Source organism: Streptomyces sp. NPDC052225 (assembly GCF_040679615.1).
Classification (GTDB): Bacteria; Actinomycetota; Actinomycetes; order Streptomycetales; family Streptomycetaceae; genus Streptomyces.
The window spans coordinates 231562-251692 of record NZ_JBFAVD010000004.1; the positions used below are offsets into that span (position 1 = coordinate 231562).

Genomic DNA, 20131 nt, shown 5'->3' on the forward strand with positions numbered 1-20131 from the left:
CGCTGAGCCTTCATAGGGGAGATGCCGCACCGAAGGTGCGCATCTCAGGGGCGCGGGGAACTGCGCGACCAGCCACGACGCAACCCGCACCCGGCAACGCACCGACCCACCCACGGCGGTCATCCGGACGGCGGCCCGCCGGATGCGGGGCGCCCGGCGACGCGGTCCACTCGGGCCATGAGTACCGAACCGCCGCCCTCAGGGTCCGGCCAGCCGCCGGACGACGATCCGTTCCGCAAGCCGCCGCCGACGACCCCGGGCAGCGGCTCCCCGTACGACACCCCCCAGAACGCGCAGGGGCCTTACGACACCCCGCCGCCGAACAACCCGTACGGCGGCGCCGCCCCGCCTCCGCCCCCGCCCTACGGAGGCGACCCGTACGGCGCCGGGGGCTACGGCGGTGGGCAGGACCCGCTCGCCGGGATGCCGCCGCTGGCCGACAGCGGCAGGCGCGTCCTCGCGAGGATCATCGACATGATCCTCGTGGCGATCGTCGTGGGGCTGCTCGCGTGGGCCTTCGGGTTGGCGGAGTACGAGACGGACCCGGACAAGGTCGAGTACGGCAAGCAGTTCGCCCAGTCGCTCCTCGCCGCCGTGCTCTACATCGGCTACGACGTCCTGATGACGACGAAGACCGGACAGACCCTCGGCAAGAAGTGGCTGAAGCTGCGCGTCGCCAACCTCGACAACGGGGCGACGCCCAGCGCGCAGACCAACCTGATCCGCGCCGTCGTCCTGTGGGTCCCGGCCGTGTTCTGCTGCGCCTGCATCTGGACGGCGATCTCCGGAGGCTGGAGCTTCTTCGACAAGCCCTACAAGCAGGGCCTGCACGACAAGGCGGCGAAGACGGTCGTGGTCACCAGCGCCTGACCGACAGCCGTACGCGACCGGCGGGTCCGTGCCTCACGGGCCCGCCGTTTCGTGGACCGGCTCGCGGGAGGTCTCCGATCCGGCGGGTGAGGCGAGCGTCGACGTGAGGCGCTGCGCCGGCACCCGTTCCCCGGAACCGGCGGAGCCGGAGGAGGCGACAGGGGCGGTCGGCGCCTGCTTGCGCGTCGGTACCGACATCGCCACGAAGAGCCCCAGGATGAGCGCCGACACGGCGATCACGGGGATGCCGGGTCCCGAACTGGTCTGTGACAGCAGGACCATGGCGATGGTGGAACAGACGACGGTGGCCGAACCGTAGGAGAGCTGTGCGACAGTCGGGCGAGGCATGGCGGTATCCGTCCTCGTGACATCGGGGAGCAGGAGTGGGATCGAACAGGTCGAGCGCCGTCGATCCGACTCTATTCGGACCTGTGCCCGAGCGGAACGGCCAGTAAGCATGACCTAACCCACAGTGCCGGTGCATGGGGGGCGCACGGAGTCATCGCGTCCACCAAGTGGACGGTACGGCGCGCCCTTTGGAGGTTTGTCGCGCGCGTCCGGTATGCGGATGTCCCGGTCTGCATAGTGCAATGGAAACGTCACAGTCAAGGTCTGTTATTTCTCTCCTACCTCCGGTCAAATGGCGTCACTTGTGACACGTGGCTTTCGGGCCACGGAGGAGGGGAACACCAAGTGACCACCAAGAGACGGGCGTTGAGATCCGCCGCCGTCCTCGTGACCCTGGCCGCCACCGCGGCCGCCGGGTCGATCGCGGCGACGACCGCCCAGGCCGACACTCCGGCCGCGACGAGCAGCACCGCCGACGGAAAGACGTACGGGGGCAAGGGCCATGTGATGGACGGCCCGTTCAGCGAGCAGATGGAGCAGCAGCGCCAGGCCGCTCTCCAGAGCGTGCTCCAGGGCACGTCCAAGGTCCAGGAGCGCAACGGCTCGAAGGTCGTCGAGCTCTCCAAGGGCAAGTACGTCGAGCTGGGCCGCGAGCGCACGGACAAGATCTTCACGATCCTGACCGAGTTCGGGGACAAGGTCGACAACACGACCCTCGTGGACCGCCAGGACGACGACACCGACGAGCTGAAGCCCAAGTACGGCGGCCAGCCGGGTCCGTTGCACAACCGGATAGCCGAGCCGGACCGTGCGAAGGACAACAGCACGGCCTGGAAGAAGGACTACGACTCCCAGCACTACAAGGACCTGTACTTCGGTTCGGGCAAGGGCGTCGACTCCCTCAAGACCTACTACGAGAAGACCTCCTCGGGCCGCTACTCGGTCGAGGGCGAGGTCTCCGACTGGGTCAAGGTCGAGTACAACGAGGCCCGTTACGGCTCCAACTACTGCGGCGCCGACAACTGCCCGAACGTCGAGGACCTGGTCCGCGACGGCATCAACGCCTGGGTCGCGCAGCAGAAGGCGGCCGGCAAGACGGACGCCGACATCAAGGCCGACCTCGCCACGTACGACCAGTGGGACCGCACGGACCACGACAACGACGGCAACTTCAACGAGCCCGACGGCTACATCGACCACTTCCAGATCGTCCACGCGGGCGAGGACGGCTCGGCCGGCGGCGGCGCGCAGGGCGGCGACTCCCTGTGGGCGCACCGCGGTTACGCCTACTCCCGCGACGACGGTGACACGGGCCCGGCCGGCTTCAAGGCGGGCGGCACCCCGGTCGGCGACACCGGCATCTGGGTCGGCGACTACACGATGCAGCCGGAGAACGGCGGCCTCGGCGTCTTCGCCCACGAGTACGCCCACGACCTGGGCCTGCCCGACCTGTACGACACCTCGTACGCGGGCGAGAACTCGGTCGGCTTCTGGTCGCTGATGTCGGCGGGCTCCTGGCTCGGCACTGGCAAGGAGTCCATCGGCGACATGCCGGGCGACATGACCGCCTGGGACAAGCTCCAGCTGGGCTGGCTCAACTACGACAAGGCGAAGGCGGCGACCCGCTCGACGCACAAGCTCGGTGTCTCGGAGTACAACACCAAGCTGAAGCAGGCCCTCGTCGTCGAGCTGCCGAAGAAGAACGTCACCACCGACATCGTGAAGCCCGCCGAGGGCTCCAAGCAGTGGTGGTCGGACTACGGCGACAACCTCTCCAACACCCTTGAGCGCACGGTCGATCTGACGGGGAAGTCCAAGGCATCCCTGGAGCTCGACGGCTGGTGGAACATCGAGAAGGACTACGACTACCTGTACACGCAGGTGTCCACGGACGACGGCGCGAGCTGGCACTCCATCGACGGCACGGCCGACGGCGCCACCATCACCCGTGACGGCGGCGACAAGCCTGCCCTGACCGGCGACTCGGCCAAGTTCCAGCACCTGGTCTTCCCGCTCGACGCCTACGCGGGCAAGAAGATCGGCATCCGCTTCCGCTACAAGACCGACGGCGGCGCGGGCGGCATGGGCTTCACCGCCGACAACCTGACGGTCAAGGCGGACGGTGCGGCCCTGTTCACGGACAACGCCGAGGGCGACGACAACGGCTGGACCACACGCGGCTTCTCCCGCGTCGGTGCGTCCATCTCCGGCGACTTCCCGCAGTTCTACATCGCCGAGAACCGCCAGTACGTCAGCTACGACAAGACCCTCAAGGTCGGCCCGTACAACTTCGGCTGGCGTGACGGCGGTGCCAAGAACAACTGGGTGGAGCACTACGCGTACCGTCCCGGCCTGATGATCTGGCAGTGGGACACCTCGCAGCGCAACAACAACGTCGGCCAGCACCCCGGCAAGGGTCAGATCCTGCCGATCGACGCGCACGCGAAGCCGATGTACTGGGCGGACGGCAAGACCAAGATCACGAACAAGATCACGCCGTACGACGCCGCCTTCGGCTGGTACCCCGTGCCCGGCATGACGCTGCACCGCCTGGGCGTCGAGAAGAAGATCCCGGCGCAGGCCGGCGTCCCGTTCTTCGACGACCACAAGGGCACGTACTGGTACGCGGAGAACCCGACCGGCAGTGTCAAGACAACTGACACCAACACTCGCATCTCGATCGTGAAGCAGCCGCTCGACGGCTCGTCGATCACGCTCAAGGTCGGGCCGTCGGTGAAGTAGTCGATAAAACCGCAGGTCAGAAACGTATCGGCCGCGGCTTGCCAGATGAGGTCTGGCGGGTCGCGGCCGATCGTGTTTTAGTCCGTCCTGTGAGTTCCTTATTGACACGACGTCTCACGGGGGTGTGACAGGTATGTCCGCAGGAGGGTTCTGCAAGCTGCCGGGAGGCAGTGTCGTCGTCGCTCTGACCCTGCCCGCTCCGGGCCCCTCGGAGGGCGCCGTACGGGTCCTGGTGCACGCGGTGAACCGCGCCCGCGCCCTGACGCGCCTGCGCAACCTGGGCCTGCGGGCGGTCTACCTCCGCGGCAACTCCCACCCGCCGACCCCGGACGAGATAACGGCGGTCCTGCACCACCCCGACGGCCTCATCTGGCGCGCGGCCCCGGACCTGACGGACGCGGGCCTCTGGCACTCGATACGGATGCTCAAACCAAGCCCCTCCGGCGCTTGAGGAGCGCGGTCCGGCACATCAAGCCCCTCCGGCGCTTGAGGAGCGGGGTCCGGCACATCAGCCTCTCCTGCGCTTGAGGAGCGGGGTCCGGCACATCAGCCCCTCCGGCGCTCGAGGGGCGGGGTCCGGCACATCAAGCCCCTGCGGCGATTGAGCAGCGGGGTCCGGGGCGGAGCCCCGCGACCTAGGCCACGACAGGCTTCCCGCTCAGTTCGACCCCGGCCTCACGCAACTCCTCCAGCGCAGCCTCAGTCGTAGCCGCGGCCACCCCGGCGGTCAGATCGAGCAGCACCTGCGTACGGAAGCCCTCCCGCACCGCGTCCAGCGCGGTGGCCCGCACGCAGTGATCCGTGGCGATCCCCACGACGTCCACCTCGGAGATCTCCCGCTCCCGCAGCCAGTCCGCGAGCGACACCCCGTTCTCGTCGGCCCCCTCGAACCCGCTGTACGCGGCCGCGTACGCCCCCTTGTCGAAGACCGCGTCGATCGCCCCGGACGCGACGGCCGGCGCGAAGTTCGGGTGGAAGCCGACGCCCTCCGTCCCGGCGACACAGTGCGCGGGCCACGAGTGCCGGAAGTCGGGGGAGGCGGCGAAGTGCTCGCCCGGGTCGACGTGGTGGTCGCGGGTGGCGACGATGTGCTGGTAGCAGCCGCCCCCGGCCTGCCCGACGAGGTCGGTGATCGCGGCAGCGACGTCCGAACCTCCGGCCACCGCGAGGCTGCCGCCCTCACAGAAGTCGTTCTGCACGTCTACGACGATCAAGGCGCGGCGCATGGTCGGTGTCCTTCTCCTTGGAGGCTTACGAGCGTAGAAGCTTCACGTGCGCTGCGGGAGAGGGCAACCGGGGCGCATCGCTCTCTCCCGCGGGCTCACACGTACTCGGTCGGGATGACGGCCTCGCCCTTGGAGAGCTGCGTCGCCGACAGCGGCAGCGCGTCGCGCGCCGCGATGTGCCGGGCGCGGACCGCGTCGAGCGGCTCGCGGGAGACCACGTCACCGCCCTTGACCAGCTCGACCAGGAGCTGCCGGTCGGCCAGCTCCGCCGGGACGGCCCCGGTGCCGACGACCTCGGCCTCCGCGGCCCCGTCCTTGTCGAGCCGGCGCGCGGCCCACTTGCGGCCGCCGATCGACGTCTTGCCGCCCGCCGACTTCTTCGCGACCGGCACCAGCGGCGCCTTCGGATCGGCGGACTCGGCGCGCGCGACGAGCTTGTAGACCATCGAGCAGGTCGGGTGCCCGGAGCCGGTCACCAGCTGCGTACCGACGCCGTACGCGTCCACGGGCGCCGCCGCGAGCGAGGCGATGGCGTACTCGTCGAGGTCGGAGGTGACCACGATCTTGGTGTCCGTGGCGCCGAGCTCGTCGAGCTGCTGGCGCACCCGGTGCGCGACGAGCAGCAGGTCACCGGAGTCGATCCGGACGGCGCCGAGCTTGGGCCCCGCGATCTCCACCGCCGTACGGACGGCTTCCTTCACGTCGTACGTGTCCACGAGCAGCGTCGTCCCCTCGCCGAGGGAGTCGACCTGGGCGCGGAAGGCGTCCCGCTCGGAGTCGTGGAGCAGCGTGAAGGCGTGCGCGGACGTGCCGACCGTCGGGATCCCGTACCGGAAGCCTGCCGCGAGGTCCGACGTCGTCGTGAAGCCGCCCACGTACGCGGCGCGCGCGGCGGCCACGGCGGCCAGCTCGTGCGTGCGGCGTGCGCCCATCTCGATCAGCGGCCGGTCGCCGGCGGCCGAGGCCATGCGGGAGGCCGCCGCCGCGATGGCGGAGTCGTGGTTGAGGATGGAGAGGATCACCGTCTCCAGGAGCACGCACTCGGCGAAGGAGCCCTCGACGCGCAGCAGCGGGGAGCCGGGGAAGTAGACCTCGCCCTCCGGGTAGCCCCAGATGTCGCCGGAGAACCGGTACTCCGCGAGCCAGGCCAGCGTCGCCTCGTCGACGACCTTGCGCTCGCGCAGGAAGCCGAGGACGCCCGCGTCGAACCGGAAGTTCTCGACGGCGTCCAGGACGCGCCCCGTACCCGCGACGACGCCGTAGCGGCGGCCCTCGGGCAGGCGGCGGGTGAACACCTCGAAGACCGAGCGCCGGTCGGCCGTGCCCGCGCGGAGGGCGGCCTGCAGCATCGTCAGCTCGTAGTGGTCGGTGAAGAGGGCTGTCGACGGAACATCCACCGGCAGGCCAAGGTCCGCTGAGTTCATGGGAGGGATCGTACCTCCAATTAGCGTCAGGGTGACGATTTCTGGGGTCCATTTGTGCGCTCCCCCTCCGCGAGTGGCAGCATGGGCCGTGTGACGGCTCCAGCACCCCTTGAGATCGAAAGCCCCGAGACGACCGAGGACACGTTCGCGGTCCCGGAGCCCGACGTCCCCTGGATCACGCTCGTCCACAACGACCCGGTGAACCTGATGAGTTACGTGACGTATGTCTTCCAGACGTACTTCGGGTACTCCAAGGAAAAGGCCACCAAACTCATGCTCGACGTCCACAACAAGGGCCGCGCCGTCGTCTCCTCCGGAAGCCGCGAGGAGATGGAGCGCGATGTGCAGGCGATGCACGGCTACGGCTTGTGGGCCACGCTGCAACAGGATCGGAAGTAGTCACGCGATGAGGGGTGCAGCGCTCTGATGCCCGGCCACTTCGAACCGATCCCCGGCGGTGGTGCCGCCGTCGCCCTCGATGACGTCGAGATCTCGATCATCCGCTCGCTCGCCGTGCAGCTCCTGGAGCTGATCGGCCCCGGGCCGGGCGGGGAGATCTCCGACGACCCGCTCGCCGAGCTCTTCGCCGAGGGCCCGACCGAGCCGCCCGGCGACGCGGTCCTCCAGCGGCTCTTCCCGGACGCGTACGGCGGCCCGGGCGGTCCTGCCGACGAGGACGAGGCCGAACTGCGCGCCTACTCCTCGGAGTTCCGCCGCTTCACCGAGAACGACCTGCGGGCCGGCAAGCGCGACGACGCCCTCGCGGTGATCCGGTCGCTGGACGCGCTGAGCCCGGCCGGTGACGGCGGAGCGGTCCTGAAGCTGACGCGGGACGAGTCCGTCCAGTGGATGCGGGCGCTCAACGACCTGCGCCTGGCGATCGGCACCCGCCTCGACATCACGGACGAAGAGGACACCGACCTCCTCTACCGGCTCCCGGACGAGGACCCGCGCAAGCCGATGGTGATGGCGTATCTGTGGCTCGGCGGGCTCCAGGAGACTCTGGTCGAAACCCTTATGTCCTGACCTGCGCAGAAGGGTGTTCGCTCAGCGAACGCTCAAATCCGGATAACGATCCTGTCACCGCAGTGCACCCGTATCTGAAGTGAAGGGTTGTTTGTCCGGTTTTTCCTGTGGGGTAGGGCACACGTGGCTCAGTCGATCACCGTGAACGGCGTGATAGATCTTCACGACCGCCTGACGGACGCCACCCCTGTCCAGTCAGGTGCGCCCTTACCGGCCGACCGCCGGTAGGCAACAGCTCCATCCATCCAGGGGGCTCGACCCCGAAGGATCGTCACAGTCGATCCGAGCCGCTGACGGCACGGATCGGCATGGAGAAAGGCGCACATCATGACCTCAGTGCAGGTCGACAAGCACCACGACGGCAATGAGGCCGTGCAGGACGCCGAGACGTCCGGCGAGGGCTACCAGCGTGGCCTCGGATCCCGCCAGATCCAGATGATCGCCATCGGCGGCGCCATCGGAACCGGCCTCTTCCTCGGCGCGGGCAAGGGCATCTCCAAGGCCGGGCCCAGCCTGATCCTCGCGTACGCCCTCGCGGGCATCGTCATCTTCTTCATCATGCGGGCGCTCGGCGAGCTCCTCATGTACCGCCCGGTCTCCGGCTCGTTCTCGGAGTACGCGCGCGAGTTCATCGGCCCCTTCGCGGGCTTCGTCACCGGCTGGACGTACTGGCTCTTCTGGGTCATCACCGGCATGACCGAGGTCACCGCGGCGGCCGTCTACATGACGTTCTGGTGGGACATCCCGCAATGGCTGTCCGCGCTCGTCTTCACCGTCGTCCTCTTCGGCGCCAACCTGATCTCCGTGAAGCTCTTCGGCGAGCTGGAGTTCTGGTTCTCCGCGGTCAAGGTCACCGCCATCATCGGCATGATCCTGATCTGCGCCGGCATCCTCACCATCGGCTTCTCCGACGTCGGTGACACCGCGTCCGTCACGCACCTGTGGGACCTCGGCGGCTTCTTCGCCGGCGAGAACGGCATCGGCTCCACGCTGATGACCCTCCAGATGGTCATGTTCGCGTTCCTCGCGGTCGAGCTGGTCGGCGTCACCGCGGGCGAGGCCAAGGACGCCAAGACCGTCCTGCCGAAGGCCATCAACACCGTGCCGTGGCGCATCGCCGTCTTCTACGTCGGCGCCCTGATCATGATCCTCTCGGTCGTGCCGTGGACGTCGTTCAAGGCCGGCGAGAGCCCGTTCGTGCACGCCTTCGACGAGATGGGCCTGGGCATCGGCGCCGCCATCGTCAACTTCGTCGTGCTGACCGCCGCGCTGTCCTCCTGCAACTCGGGCATGTACTCCACCGGCCGCATGCTGCGCGACCTCGCGCTCAACGGTCAGGGCCCGCGCCTGTTCACCAAGCTGAGCAAGAAGGGCCTGCCGGTCGTCGGCACCACGTTCTCCGCCGCGATGATGCTGGTCGGCGTCTGGATCAACTACCAGTGGCCGGGCGAGGCGTTCAACTACGTCGTCTCCTTCGCGACCATCTCCGGCATGTGGGCCTGGATCGTCATCCTGATCTGCCAGATCCGCTACCGCCTGAAGTCCGACCGTGGCGAGCTGCCCAAGTCCACGTTCCGCGCCCCGGGCGGCATCTGGGCGAGCGCCTTCTCGCTGGCGTTCATCGGCCTGGTCATCGTCACGATGGGCATGGACAAGGACAACCGGGTCGCCCTGTACGGCGCACCGGTCTGGGGTGCGATCCTCGCGGTCGCCTACCTGGTGCTCAAGGCGCGCAAGCCCGAGGACGCCGCCCTCGCCGAGCGCGGCTGACCCTCCCCGTCTCAGCAGGTGGGCCCTGCCGTACCGCACTCCGGTACGGCAGGGCCCACCTGCTTATCCTGGCCGCATGCTGACGATTTCCAAGACGCTGTACGACCAGATCGTGGACCACGCCCGCAAGGACCACCCCGACGAGGCGTGCGGTGTCGTCGCGGGCCCGGTCGGCGAGGGCCGCCCCGAGCGCTTCATCCCGATGCTGAACGCCGCCCGCTCGCCCACGTTCTACGAGTTCGACTCCGGCGACCTGCTCAAGCTGTACCGCGAGATGGACGACCGCGACGAGGAGCCGGTGATCGTCTACCACTCGCACACGGCCACCGAGGCGTACCCGTCGCGCACCGACATCACGTACGCCAACGAGCCGGGCGCCCACTACGTGCTCGTCTCCACCGCCGACGCCGACGACGCGGGCCCGTTCCAGTTCCGCTCGTTCCGGATCGTCGACGGCGAAGTGACCGAGGAAGAGGTCGAGGTCATCGCCTGATCCGGGGTGAGTCTCATTCACCGGACGAAAATCGACCGCATGGTGAGATCACACTCCGGGATCCCGGTCGGGAATCGATACGATGAGCGCATGGTTTCCCACGACGTGAGCGAAAAGACGCCGGGCATGCTGCTCGTGGCGCGGCTGCACGTCGACCTGTGCCGCCTCGCCAGCGCCATCTGTCCCACTTCCTGACGCAGGACTCCGTCCGTCCGTCGGATCGGCACGGCCCGCGTTCCATCGCCCGGCGAATGCCAGCCCTTTCGTACTCCTACATGTCACTGGAGCCCCAGCATGGCCATCGAGGTCCGCATCCCGACCATCCTCCGCACCTACACCGACGGCGAGAAGGCCGTCCAGGGCAGCGGTGACACCCTCGCCGCGCTCTTCGCCGACCTGGACTCCCGGCACACGGGCATCGCCGCCCGGATCGTGGACAACGGCCAGCTGCGCCGCTTCGTCAACGTCTACCTGAACGACGAGGACGTCCGCTTCCTCGACGGAATCGAGACCAAGGTCGCCGACGGCGACAACGTGACGATCCTGCCGGCCGTGGCCGGCGGCATGCGCTGAGCCGGACGTAGACGACGCATGCGATACGACAGCCCCCTGGCCGCGGTCGGCAACACCCCGCTGGTGCGCCTGCCGCGTCTGTCGCCCTCCGACGACGTACGGATCTGGGCGAAGCTCGAGGACCGCAACCCGACCGGCTCGGTCAAGGACCGCCCCGCGCTCCACATGATCGAACAGGCCGAGAAGGACGGCCGGCTCACCCCCGGCTGCACCATCCTCGAACCCACCTCGGGCAACACCGGCATCTCGCTCGCGATGGCGGCCCGCCTCAAGGGCTACCGCATCGTGTGCGTCATGCCGGAGAACACCTCGCAGGAACGGCGCGACCTGCTCGCCATGTGGGGGGCCGAGATCATCGCCTCCCCGGCCGCGGGCGGCTCCAACACGGCCGTGCGCATCGCCAAGGAACTGGCCGAGCAGCACCCCGACTGGGTGATGCTCTACCAGTACGGCAACCCGGACAACGCGGGTGCGCACTACGCCACGACCGGCCCGGAGATCCTGGCGGACCTCCCCTCCGTGACCCACTTCGTGGCGGGCCTCGGCACCACCGGCACGCTCATGGGCGTCGGCCGCTATCTGCGCGAGCAGAAGCCGGACATCAAGATCGTCGCGGCCGAGCCGCGCTACGACGACCTGGTGTACGGGCTGCGCAACCTCGACGAGGGGTTCGTGCCCGAGCTGTACGACGCGTCCGTCCTGACGACGCGCTTCTCGGTGGGGTCAGCCGACGCGGTCACCCGCACCCGTGAACTCCTCCAGCTGGAGGGCATCTTCGCGGGCGTCTCGACGGGGGCCGCGCTGCACGCCGCGATCGGCGTCGGCAAGAAGGCCCTGAAGGCCGGCGAGTCGGCGGACATCGTCTTCGTCGTCGCCGACGGCGGCTGGAAGTACCTCTCGACGGGCGTCTACACGGCGGCCACCACCGAGGAAGCGATCGAGGTCCTGCACGGCCAGCTCTGGGCCTGAGCGATCTGTTCGGCCGCCCGTTCGGTGGGGGCCGGTCGCGCAGTTCCCCGCGCCCCTGAGATGCGCACCTCCGGTGCGGCATCTCCCCTGTGAAGGCAAGCGGCGAAGCCGCAAGCCTTCAGGGGCGCGGGGAACTGCGCGCGCAACCCCCACCCGGCCGCACCCGGCAACGCACAAGGGCTCACCGCCCCAGATGCCGCACCTGATCCCACAGCGCCGGGTCCACGACGCCCGAGCGGCGCCGGAAGTCCGCCAGCGGCACATCGCGGAGCTCGTCCGTCTCCAGGAAGCTCGCGCGGCCCTGCGCGTCACCCACCGCACCCGGCGGCAGCGCGATCACCCCGGGGCGTTCGTCGTGGTACTTGCTGGTGATCTTCGCGACCAGCGCGGCGTCCCCGCGCAGGGACAGCACCAGGCACGGCCGGTCCTTGCCGCCGGGCCCGTCCTCGTACGGCACCCGCGCCCACCAGATGTCACCCGGCTGCGGCCCGCCGGACCCCCGCTCCCGCGAGACGCGGCCGCGGCGGCGCGTGCCGCGGCCCCAGCCGTCGACCAGCGTCGCCACGAGCGCGAGCAGCACGACGGCCGCGAGCGCGAGCCACCAGGACGTGTCCATAGCCATGACGGTACCGGCGGGGCGCAGGGGGCGCGCGCCCCCCGAACCGGTGACAGCGCAGGTGAGTTCGCCCACAACAGCCCGTGACGGAGGAGCCACCCGACCTTTTGCGCCTTACGCTCGACAGACCCCTCAGTCCCGTTACGGGTCCCGTCTCCATCCCGCTTCCCGACCGCCAGCGCGGAGGTTCCGGCTCTAATGAAGCTCACCGTCGTCGGCTGCTCGGGGTCGTTCCCGTCCGCGGATTCGGCCTGCTCGAGCTACCTCGTCGAGGCCGACGGCTTCCGGCTGCTCCTCGACATGGGCAATGGCGCCCTGGGCGAGTTGCAGCGCCACTGTGGTCTCTACGACCTCGACGCGATCTTCCTCAGTCATCTGCACGCGGACCACTGCATCGACATGTGCGCGTACTTCGTCGTGCGCTACTACCGCCACGACGGCGGGCGTTGCGACCCCATCCCCGTCTACGGACCCGAGGGCACCGAGCAGCGCCTGACCACGGCGCACGCCGACACCCCCTCGGCCTCCGCCTTCAGCGAGGTCTTCGACTTCCACACGGTCAAGCCGGGTGCGTACGAGATCGGGCCCTTCTCCGTACGCATGGAGAAGGTCTGCCACCCCGTCGAGTCGTACGCGATCCGCGTCGAGCACGGCGGACGTTCGCTCACGTACTCCGGGGACACCGGCCCGTGCGCCGCACTCGACGAACTGGCCCAGGACAGCGACCTGTTCCTGTGCGAGGCCGCGTTCACACACGGCAAGGAGAACATCCCGGCGCTGCACCTGAACGGCATCGAGGCGGGGGAGTCGGCACAGCGCGCGGGCGCCCGCAAGCTCCTGCTCACCCACATCCCGCCGTGGACCGACCCCCAGGTCAACCTCGCGGACGCGCGGTCCGTGTACGACGGTCCCGTCGACCTGGCCGCGCCCGGAGTGACGTACGAGATCTGAGCACGGCGAAGGCCCCGGAACCGTAGCGGTTCCGGGGCCTTCGTCATGAGGTCAACTGCCCCTGGCTCACGCCTTGGTGATGTCCTCGATCTCCTCCTCGGGCTCACGGCCCGGGGTGGTGAGGTTGAACTTGGTGATCGCGAAGCGGAAGAGCACGTAGTAGATCACCGCGAAGACCAGACCGATCGGGATGATCAGCCACGGCTTGGTGGCGAGGTTCCAGTTCAGCGCGTAGTCGATGAAGCCCGCGGAGAAGGTGAAGCCCGCGTGGACGCCCAGGGCCCAGGTGACGGCCATGGACAGGGCGGTCAGCACCGCGTGGATCGCGTACAGGACCGGCGCGATGAACATGAACGAGAACTCGATCGGCTCGGTCACACCGGTGACGAACGAGGTCAGCGCGAGGGAGATCATCATGCCCATCACGGCCTTGCGGCGCTCGGGGCGGGCGGCGTGCGCGATGGCGAGGGCGGCGGCCGGGAGGCCGAACATCATGATCGGGAAGAAGCCCGACATGAACTGACCGGCGGTCGGGTCACCCGCGAAGAAGCGGTTGAGGTCGCCGTGGACCACGGCACCCGTGGCGTCGTGGAAGTCGCCCAGCTGGAACCAGGAGACGGTGTTCACGAACTGGTGCATGCCGACCGGGATCAGCGCGCGGTTGATCAGACCGAAGAGGCCGGCACCGGCGGCGCCCAGACCCGTCATCCACTCGCCGAAGTTGGAGATGCCCTCACCGATGGGCTCCCAGATCAGGCCGAAGAAGACGCCCATGACGGTGCCGACGAAGGCCATGATGATCGGGACGAGGCGGCGGCCGTTGAAGAAGCCGAGCCAGTCGACGAGCTTGGTGCGGTGGAACTTCTGCCACAGCACGGCCGCGAGCAGACCCATGATGATGCCGCCGAGGACACCCGGGTTGTTGTACGTCGCCGCGACGTCGACACCCTTGTTCTTCGTCGTGTTGATCACGGCCTCGGTGACCGGGAAGGCCTTCAGCACGTTGCTGTAGACCAGGAACCCGACGAGGGCGGCGAGTGCGGTCGAGCCGTCGGCCTTCTTGGCGAAGCCGATGGCCACGCCTATGCAGAAGAGCATCGGCAGGTTGTCGAAGACGGCGCCACCGGCGGTCGCGAAGACCGAGGCGACCTTGTCCCAGCCGAGGCCGTCGGCGCCGAACACGTCGGCCTGGCCGAGGCGGAGCAGAATGCCCGCGGCCGGCAGCACGGCGATCGGCAGCTGGAGACTGCGGCCGACCTTCTGCAGACCCTGGAACAGGCCGGAGCCCCGCTTCTTAGCGGGCGCCGCCGTAGCGGTGTCCGTACTCATGTGCTTCCTCCAAGAAGGCAAGGCGCCGCCCTGGACAGGGAGTTGAGGGGGGACGGCGGCGTCCTGGCAGTGCTGAGGGCCACCCTCGGGCGGCCCTCGTGGTCTACACCACTTCACTGGTTTAGACCTGTTGTAGCACGTGAGTGCGGCGTAAGGAACCCATGTGATTCGCGGTGGACGCAAATCACCCCGAGCCTCGGGAGGTTCGGGGTGATTTGCCCGTTTCGGTGGGTGGCTTGTTATGCCTTCGTGAGGTCCTCGATCTCCTCCTCGGGCTCACGTCCCGGGGTCTTGAGATCGAACTTGACGATCACGAACCGGAAGACCGTGTAGTAGATCACCGCGAAGGCCAGGCCGATCGGAATGATCAACCAAGGCTTCGTCGCCAGGCTCCAGTTGAGGACGTAGTCGATGAAGCCGGCCGAGAAGTTGAAGCCGTCGTGGACGCCGAGTCCCCAGGTGATCGCCATCGACGCGGCGGTGAGCACCGCGTGGATCACGTACAGGAGCGGCGCGATGAACATGAACGAGAACTCGATCGGCTCGGTCACGCCGGTCACGAACGAGGTCGCCGCCAGCGAGATCATCATGCCCAGCACCGCCTTGCGGCGCTCGGGGCGGGCGCAGTGGGCCATCGCGATCGCGGCCGCGGGCAGGCCGAACATCATGATCGGGAAGAAGCCCGCCTGGTACATGCCGGCCGTCGGGTCGCCCGCGAGGAAGCGCGGGATGTCGCCGTGCACGACGTCGCCGGCCGCGTTGGTGAAGTCGCCGAGCTGGAACCAGGCGGTCGCGTTCACGAACTGGTGCATGCCGATGGGGATCAGGCCGCGGTTGATCAGGCCGAACAGGGCGGCGCCGCCGGATCCGAGGCCGGTCATCCACTCGGCGAAGTTCGTGATGCCGTTGCCGATGGGCTCCCAGACCAGGCCGAACAGGACGCCGACGACGATGCCGACGAAGGCCATGATGATCGGGACGAGGCGGCGGCCGTTGAAGAAGCCGAGCCAGTCGACGAGCTTGGTGCGGTGGTAGCGCTGCCAGACGACCGCGGATATGAGGCCCATGACGATGCCGCCGAGGACGCCCGGGTCGTTGTAGACCGCGGGGGTGTCCGCACCGGTGTTGATGACCGCCTCGTGCACCGGGAAGGCCTGGAGCACCTTGCTGTAGACGAGGAAGCCGACGAGGGCGGCGAGCGCGGTCGAGCCGTCGGCCTTCTTCGCGAAGCCGATGGCGACGCCGATGCAGAACAGGATCGGCAGGTTGCCGGTGATGGCGCCGCCCGCCTGGCTGAACACGTCGGCCACCCGGTGCCAGCCGAGGCCGTCGTCGCCGAAGATGTCGGGCTGGCCGAGGCGGACCATGATGCCCGCGGCGGGCAGCACGGCGATCGGCAGCTGCAGACTGCGTCCGATCTTCTGCAACCCCTGGAAGATCCCGGAGCCCCGCTTCTTCGCGGGGGCCGTGGCCGTGGCCGTACTCATCGCTCTCCTCTGTGCCGACGCCGGTGTCGACGGACGGCTCGCCGTCCGATGCACCTACTGGTTTAGACCATTCAGAGGGGGTAGGAACGCCATAAAGGCCCGTAAGGGGAGAATCAGGGTCCTTCGGTCGGCAGAACACGCCGAAGGGCCCCCGGACCGATGGTCCGGGGGCCCTTACGGAGCGGGGGATCAGGCCTTCGTGAGGTCCTCGACCTCTTCCTCCGGCTCGCGGCCCGGCGTCTTGATGTCGAACTTCGTGATCGCGAACCGGAAGATCACGTAGTAGACGACCGCGAAGCACAGACCGATCGGGATGATCATCCATGGCTTCGTCGCCAGGCCCCAGTTGATGACGTAGTCGATCAGTCCTGCCGAGAAGCTGAAGCCGTCCTTGACGCCGAGCGCCCAGGTCACCGCCATCGAGACACCGGTGAGCACGGCGTGCACCGCGTACAGGAGCGGCGCGATGAAGACGAAGGAGTACTCGATCGGCTCGGTGATACCCGTGACGAACGAGGTCAGCGAGAGCGAGAGCATCATGCCGCCGACCGCCTTGCGCCGCTCGGGACGCGCGCAGTGGTACATCGCGAGGCAGGCCGCGGGGAGGGCGAACATCATGATCGGGAAGAAGCCGGACTGGTAGATACCGGCGTTCGGGTCCCCGGCCAGGAACATGTTGATGTCACCGTGGACGACCGTGCCGTCCGGCTTCGTGAACGAGCCGAACTGGAACCACAGCGGCACGTTCAGGAACTGGTGCAGGCCGATCACGAGCAGCGCACGGTTCGCGACGCCGAAGATGCCCGAACCGACGGAGCCCAGATCCTCCAGCCAGTTGGAGAAGGACTCCAGGCCGTCACCGATCGGCGGCCAGATCCACAGGCAGAGCGCGGCGAAGAGGATGCCGATGAACGCCATGATGATCGGCACGAGCCGGCGGCCGTTGAAGAAGCCCAGCCAGGCCACGAGCTTCGTACGGTGGTAGCGGACCCAGAAGAACGAGGCCAGGAAGCCCATGATGATGCCGCCGAAGACACCCGGGTTCTGGAACTGGAACGCCGACACGGTGTTGTCCGCCGCCTGGCAGCCGACCGCCACGGCCTTCGCCCCGTCGGCGCAGTCGATGGGGAACTGGTGCAGCACGCCCCGGTAGACGAGGAAGCCGGCCACGGCGGCGAGCGCTGTCGAGCCGTCCGCCTTCTTCGCCATGCCGATCGCGACACCGATGCAGAACAGCAGCGGAAGGCCCAGGTCGGAGTCGAGAAGCGCGCCGCCCGCGCCCGCGAAGACCTTGGCGACGTTGTTCCAGCCGAGGCCGTCGGCGCCGAAGACGTCGGGCTGGCCGAGGCGGTTGACGATGCCCGCGGCGGGAAGCACGGCGATCGGCAACTGCAGGCTGCGCCCCATCTTCTGGAGGCCCTGGAAGAAGTTGCCCCAGGGACTCGGTCGGGGTGCGGCGGCAGCGTTCGCGCTCATGGGCGTCCTCCCGGAACAAGCCACGTGTGGCGGGCGTTGGGTAGTCTGTCGACTGGTGTAGACCAGTTGAGGCACGGCTCGGTCCACGTGCTCGTCATCTTTCGTCACGGGTGGAGTTACCGCTCGCGAAGTTGGGCCAACCGTGAGTTACCGTGACAAAGCGGCCCAAAGGCGGGCCCGGAAAAACAGGGAGAACGAAATGGCCACCAAGGCTGAGAAGATCGTCGCCGGGCTCGGCGGGCTCGACAACATCGAAGAGGTCGAGGGCTGCATCACCCGCCTGCGCACCGAGGTCATCGACCCGTCCAAGGTCGACGACGCCGCCCTGAAGGCCGCCGGCGCCCACGGTGTCGTGAAGATGGGCACCGCCATCCAGGTCGTCATCGGCACCGACGCGGACCCGATCGCCGCCGACATCGAAGACATGATGTGATCCGCTCCCACTGAGCGAACCCGCACGAGGACGGCCGCCACCCCTGTCACAGGGGTGGCGGCCGTCCTCGTCCGCAGGGGGCGGCGGCCGTCCTCGTCCGCGCACTCACCTCATGCGCAACGCCAGGATCGCCACGTCATCCGGGTTCGCGCCGTCGTCCGGACACTGCTCGACCAGATGCCCGCACAGCTCACCGACCTCCGCCGGCGCCGCTCCGTCGGACCGTGCACCCCGGTGATGTCCTCCCACTGCTGCGCCCGCAGCCAGGCCTTCGCCCCCGCCCCCTCAGGACCTTCGACCCCGCCCGCTCCCGCTACGCTCGTGTCCATGTCTCGCATCGACGGCCGCACCCCCGAACAGCTCCGCCCGATCACCATCGAACGCGGCTGGAGCAAGCACGCAGAAGGCTCCGTCCTCGTCTCCTTCGGCGACACCAAGGTCTTCTGCACCGCCTCCTTCACCGAAGGCGTCCCGCGCTGGCGCAAGGGAAGCGGCGAGGGCTGGGTCACCGGCGAGTACTCCATGCTCCCGCGCGCCACCAACACCCGCGGCGACCGCGAATCCGTCCGCGGCAAGATCGGCGGCCGCACCCACGAGATCAGCCGCCTCATCGGCCGCTCGCTGCGCGCCGTCATCGACTACAAGGCCCTCGGCGAGAACACCATCGTCCTCGACTGCGACGTCCTCCAGGCCGACGGCGGCACCCGCACCGCCGCCATCACCGGCGCCTACGTCGCCCTCGCCGACGCCATCGCCTGGGGCAAGACCAAGAAGCTCATCAAGGCCGGCCGCGAACCGCTCACCGGCACCGTCTCCGCCGTCTCCGTCGGCATCGTCGGCGGCGTCCCGCTCCTCGACCTCTGCTACGAGGAAGACGTCCGCGCCGACACCGACATGAACGTCGTCTGCACCGGCGACGGCCGCTTCGTCGAGGTCCAGGGCACCGCCGAGGCCGAGCCGTTCGACCGGAGCGAGCTCAACTCCCTCCTCGACCTCGCCGTCGCCGGCTGCGACGAACTCGCCGCCGCCCAGCGCAAGGCACTTGAAGGCCCCCTCGCCTAACTCGCTCCATAGGTAAAGAAATCCCCAAGTAGGGTGGCGGCGGTACAGCAACCGCACAGCCACCGACTGCGTCACTACGGACAGGTGCACGGCATCACGCCCCCGCACCTGTCCGTACTTCAGGGGAGGACCGTTCCATGCCCGCGCGCCGCCGATCACGCCCACGACGCACAGCCGTACTCGCCGCAGCCGCCGCACTCATCGCGATCCCGGCCGCCGTCGGCTGCTCGGCCGTCGACAAGGCACTCGACTGCGTCCAGACCGCCGACTCCATCGCGGACAGCGTCACCGACCTCCAGCAGGCCGTCGAGAACGCCTCGAACGACCCGGCGCAGGCCGACGAAGCACTCGCCTCCATCGACAAGAACCTCGACAAGATCGGCGACAAGACCGACAACGCCGACGTGTCCAAGGCCGTCGGCGACCTCAACAAGGCCGTGGACAACGTCCGTACGGCCATCAAGAACGGCGACGAGACCCCGGACGTCACCCCCGTCACCGACGCGGCAGGCGAACTCACCAAGGTCTGCACGCCGTAGCGGTCCTCGTAGGCTGGGCCGCATGACCCGCCTCATCCTCGCCACCCGCAACAACGGCAAGATCGTCGAACTCCGCGCGATCCTCGCCGACGCAGGCCTGCCCCACGACCTCGTCGGCGCGGACGCGTACCCCGACGTCCCCGACGTCCGCGAGACCGGCGTCACCTTCGCCGAGAACGCCCTCCTCAAGGCCCACGCCCTCGCCCAGGCCACCGGCCACCCGGCCGTCGCCGACGACTCCGGCCTCTGCGTCGACGTCCTGAACGGGGCGCCCGGCATCTTCTCCGCCCGCTGGGCCGGCAGACACGGCGACGACAAGGCCAACCTCGACCTGCTCCTCGCCCAGCTCAGCGACATCGACGACGACCGCCACCGCGGCGCCCACTTCGCCTGCGCAGCGGCCCTGGCCCTGCCGGACGGAACGGAACGCGTCGTGGAGGGCCGCATGCGCGGCACCCTCCGCCACGCCCCCGCCGGCACCAACGGCTTCGGCTACGACCCGATCCTCCAGGTCGCCGGCGACACCCGCACGGCGGCGGAACTGACCCCGGCGGAAAAGAACGCGATCTCCCATCGGGGGCAGGCGTTCAGGGCGCTGGTGCCGGTGGTGCGGGAGTTGTTGGGCTGAGCCGGCCGGTGCCGCGTGCGGTACGGCGAAGGGCGCCCGTGTACGGACACGGGCGCCCTTCGCTGTCTTCCGGTGCGGCCGGAGGGACTCGAACCCTCACGGGAGTTACCCCACTGGGACCTAAACCCAGCGTGACTGCCAGTTCCACCACGGCCGCGTGCGCGCCCAT

22 protein-coding genes and 1 tRNA gene are annotated in these 20131 nt (G+C 68.6%); 15 read left to right on the forward strand and 8 right to left on the reverse strand.

Features of this window, described 5'->3' with window-relative positions; translation table 11 throughout:
- The first annotated feature begins 177 nt into the window (after positions 1 to 177).
- On the forward strand, positions 178 to 870 hold the full coding sequence (locus AB0L37_RS08750) for an RDD family protein (RefSeq protein WP_365501824.1): 693 nt from the start codon (positions 178 to 180) through the stop codon (positions 868 to 870).
- A 33-nt stretch (positions 871 to 903) separates the two neighbouring features.
- Here the strand turns inward: AB0L37_RS08750 and AB0L37_RS08755 are convergent, their stop codons facing one another.
- Entirely contained in the window at positions 904 to 1218 is a 315-nt protein-coding gene (locus AB0L37_RS08755) for a hypothetical protein (protein WP_365501826.1), read from the reverse strand.
- A 345-nt stretch (positions 1219 to 1563) separates the two neighbouring features.
- On the opposite strand from AB0L37_RS08755, the gene AB0L37_RS08760 reads away from it, so the two are divergent.
- Complete coding sequence (locus tag AB0L37_RS08760; protein ID WP_365501828.1) at positions 1564 to 3960, forward strand: immune inhibitor A domain-containing protein; 2397 nt, start codon at positions 1564 to 1566, stop codon at positions 3958 to 3960.
- Between the two features lie 133 nt (positions 3961 to 4093).
- Positions 4094 to 4411 (forward strand): hypothetical protein, encoded by a 318-nt coding sequence (locus tag AB0L37_RS08765; RefSeq protein WP_365501830.1) that lies wholly within the window; start codon positions 4094 to 4096, stop codon positions 4409 to 4411.
- 184 nt (positions 4412 to 4595) lie between these two features.
- Here the strand turns inward: AB0L37_RS08765 and AB0L37_RS08770 are convergent, their stop codons facing one another.
- Both AB0L37_RS08770 and AB0L37_RS08775 read right to left on the reverse strand, forming a co-directional pair.
- Positions 4596 to 5186 carry an isochorismatase family protein gene (locus AB0L37_RS08770; protein ID WP_365501832.1) on the reverse strand — a complete coding sequence of 197 codons (591 nt, stop codon included), beginning with the start codon at positions 5184 to 5186 and terminating at the stop codon, positions 4596 to 4598.
- Between the two features lie 95 nt (positions 5187 to 5281).
- On the reverse strand, positions 5282 to 6610 hold the full coding sequence (locus AB0L37_RS08775; RefSeq protein WP_365501834.1) for a nicotinate phosphoribosyltransferase: 1329 nt from the start codon (positions 6608 to 6610) through the stop codon (positions 5282 to 5284).
- An 81-nt stretch (positions 6611 to 6691) separates the two neighbouring features.
- On the opposite strand from AB0L37_RS08775, the gene clpS reads away from it, so the two are divergent.
- The 7 genes from clpS (at position 6692) to AB0L37_RS08810 (ending at position 11441) form a co-directional block, all read left to right on the forward strand.
- Positions 6692 to 7009, forward strand: a complete 318-nt coding sequence (clpS, locus tag AB0L37_RS08780) for an ATP-dependent Clp protease adapter ClpS (protein WP_365501836.1) — start codon at positions 6692 to 6694, stop codon at positions 7007 to 7009.
- Positions 7010 to 7036: 27 nt separating this feature from the next.
- Positions 7037 to 7636 carry a DUF2017 domain-containing protein gene (locus tag AB0L37_RS08785; RefSeq protein WP_365501838.1) on the forward strand — a complete coding sequence of 200 codons (600 nt, stop codon included), beginning with the start codon at positions 7037 to 7039 and terminating at the stop codon, positions 7634 to 7636.
- Positions 7637 to 7963: 327 nt separating this feature from the next.
- Complete coding sequence (locus tag AB0L37_RS08790; protein WP_365501840.1) at positions 7964 to 9406, forward strand: amino acid permease; 1443 nt, start codon at positions 7964 to 7966, stop codon at positions 9404 to 9406.
- Positions 9407 to 9482: 76 nt separating this feature from the next.
- Positions 9483 to 9899: a M67 family metallopeptidase gene (locus AB0L37_RS08795; protein WP_365501842.1), complete on the forward strand. Its 417-nt coding sequence runs from the start codon at positions 9483 to 9485 to the stop codon at positions 9897 to 9899.
- A gap of 90 nt (positions 9900 to 9989) precedes the next feature.
- Positions 9990 to 10094, forward strand: coding sequence for a putative leader peptide (locus tag AB0L37_RS08800; RefSeq protein ID WP_365501844.1), 105 nt, complete (start codon positions 9990 to 9992; stop codon positions 10092 to 10094).
- A gap of 99 nt (positions 10095 to 10193) precedes the next feature.
- Complete coding sequence (locus AB0L37_RS08805) at positions 10194 to 10472, forward strand: MoaD/ThiS family protein (RefSeq protein WP_365501846.1); 279 nt, start codon at positions 10194 to 10196, stop codon at positions 10470 to 10472.
- A gap of 18 nt (positions 10473 to 10490) precedes the next feature.
- Complete coding sequence (locus AB0L37_RS08810; protein ID WP_365501848.1) at positions 10491 to 11441, forward strand: cysteine synthase; 951 nt, start codon at positions 10491 to 10493, stop codon at positions 11439 to 11441.
- Positions 11442 to 11622: 181 nt separating this feature from the next.
- On the opposite strand, the gene AB0L37_RS08815 is transcribed toward AB0L37_RS08810, so the two are convergent.
- Positions 11623 to 12057: a type II toxin-antitoxin system PemK/MazF family toxin gene (locus AB0L37_RS08815; protein ID WP_365501850.1), complete on the reverse strand. Its 435-nt coding sequence runs from the start codon at positions 12055 to 12057 to the stop codon at positions 11623 to 11625.
- Positions 12058 to 12255: 198 nt separating this feature from the next.
- On the opposite strand from AB0L37_RS08815, the gene AB0L37_RS08820 reads away from it, so the two are divergent.
- The gene (locus tag AB0L37_RS08820) at positions 12256 to 13008 is read left to right on the forward strand and encodes an MBL fold metallo-hydrolase (RefSeq protein WP_365501852.1); all 753 of its coding nucleotides are present in this window, start codon (positions 12256 to 12258) and stop codon (positions 13006 to 13008) included.
- A 66-nt stretch (positions 13009 to 13074) separates the two neighbouring features.
- Here the strand turns inward: AB0L37_RS08820 and AB0L37_RS08825 are convergent, their stop codons facing one another.
- The 3 genes from AB0L37_RS08825 to AB0L37_RS08835 all read right to left on the reverse strand — a co-directional run bounded on the left by AB0L37_RS08825 (position 13075) and on the right by AB0L37_RS08835 (position 17300).
- Positions 13075 to 14337 carry a PTS transporter subunit EIIC gene (locus tag AB0L37_RS08825; RefSeq protein ID WP_365501854.1) on the reverse strand — a complete coding sequence of 421 codons (1263 nt, stop codon included), beginning with the start codon at positions 14335 to 14337 and terminating at the stop codon, positions 13075 to 13077.
- Between the two features lie 239 nt (positions 14338 to 14576).
- Positions 14577 to 15824 (reverse strand): PTS transporter subunit EIIC, encoded by a 1248-nt coding sequence (locus AB0L37_RS08830; protein WP_365501856.1) that lies wholly within the window; start codon positions 15822 to 15824, stop codon positions 14577 to 14579.
- 189 nt (positions 15825 to 16013) lie between these two features.
- Complete coding sequence (locus AB0L37_RS08835; RefSeq protein WP_365501858.1) at positions 16014 to 17300, reverse strand: PTS transporter subunit EIIC; 1287 nt, start codon at positions 17298 to 17300, stop codon at positions 16014 to 16016.
- A 142-nt stretch (positions 17301 to 17442) separates the two neighbouring features.
- Here AB0L37_RS08835 and AB0L37_RS08840 point away from each other — a divergent pair, with 142 nt between their 5' ends.
- The 4 genes from AB0L37_RS08840 to rdgB all read left to right on the forward strand — a co-directional run bounded on the left by AB0L37_RS08840 (position 17443) and on the right by rdgB (position 19962).
- Positions 17443 to 17733 carry a PTS glucose/sucrose transporter subunit IIB gene (locus AB0L37_RS08840; protein ID WP_365501860.1) on the forward strand — a complete coding sequence of 97 codons (291 nt, stop codon included), beginning with the start codon at positions 17443 to 17445 and terminating at the stop codon, positions 17731 to 17733.
- A 327-nt stretch (positions 17734 to 18060) separates the two neighbouring features.
- The gene (rph, locus tag AB0L37_RS08845; protein WP_365501862.1) at positions 18061 to 18795 is read left to right on the forward strand and encodes a ribonuclease PH; all 735 of its coding nucleotides are present in this window, start codon (positions 18061 to 18063) and stop codon (positions 18793 to 18795) included.
- 137 nt (positions 18796 to 18932) lie between these two features.
- Positions 18933 to 19334 (forward strand): hypothetical protein, encoded by a 402-nt coding sequence (locus AB0L37_RS08850; protein WP_365501864.1) that lies wholly within the window; start codon positions 18933 to 18935, stop codon positions 19332 to 19334.
- Between the two features lie 22 nt (positions 19335 to 19356).
- A complete protein-coding gene (gene rdgB / locus AB0L37_RS08855; RefSeq protein WP_365501866.1) occupies positions 19357 to 19962 on the forward strand; it encodes an RdgB/HAM1 family non-canonical purine NTP pyrophosphatase in 606 nt (201 codons plus the stop codon).
- Between the two features lie 73 nt (positions 19963 to 20035).
- On the opposite strand, the gene AB0L37_RS08860 is transcribed toward rdgB, so the two are convergent.
- Positions 20036 to 20119: transfer RNA gene (locus AB0L37_RS08860), tRNA-Leu, on the reverse strand.
- Positions 20120 to 20131: the final 12 nt, after the last annotated feature.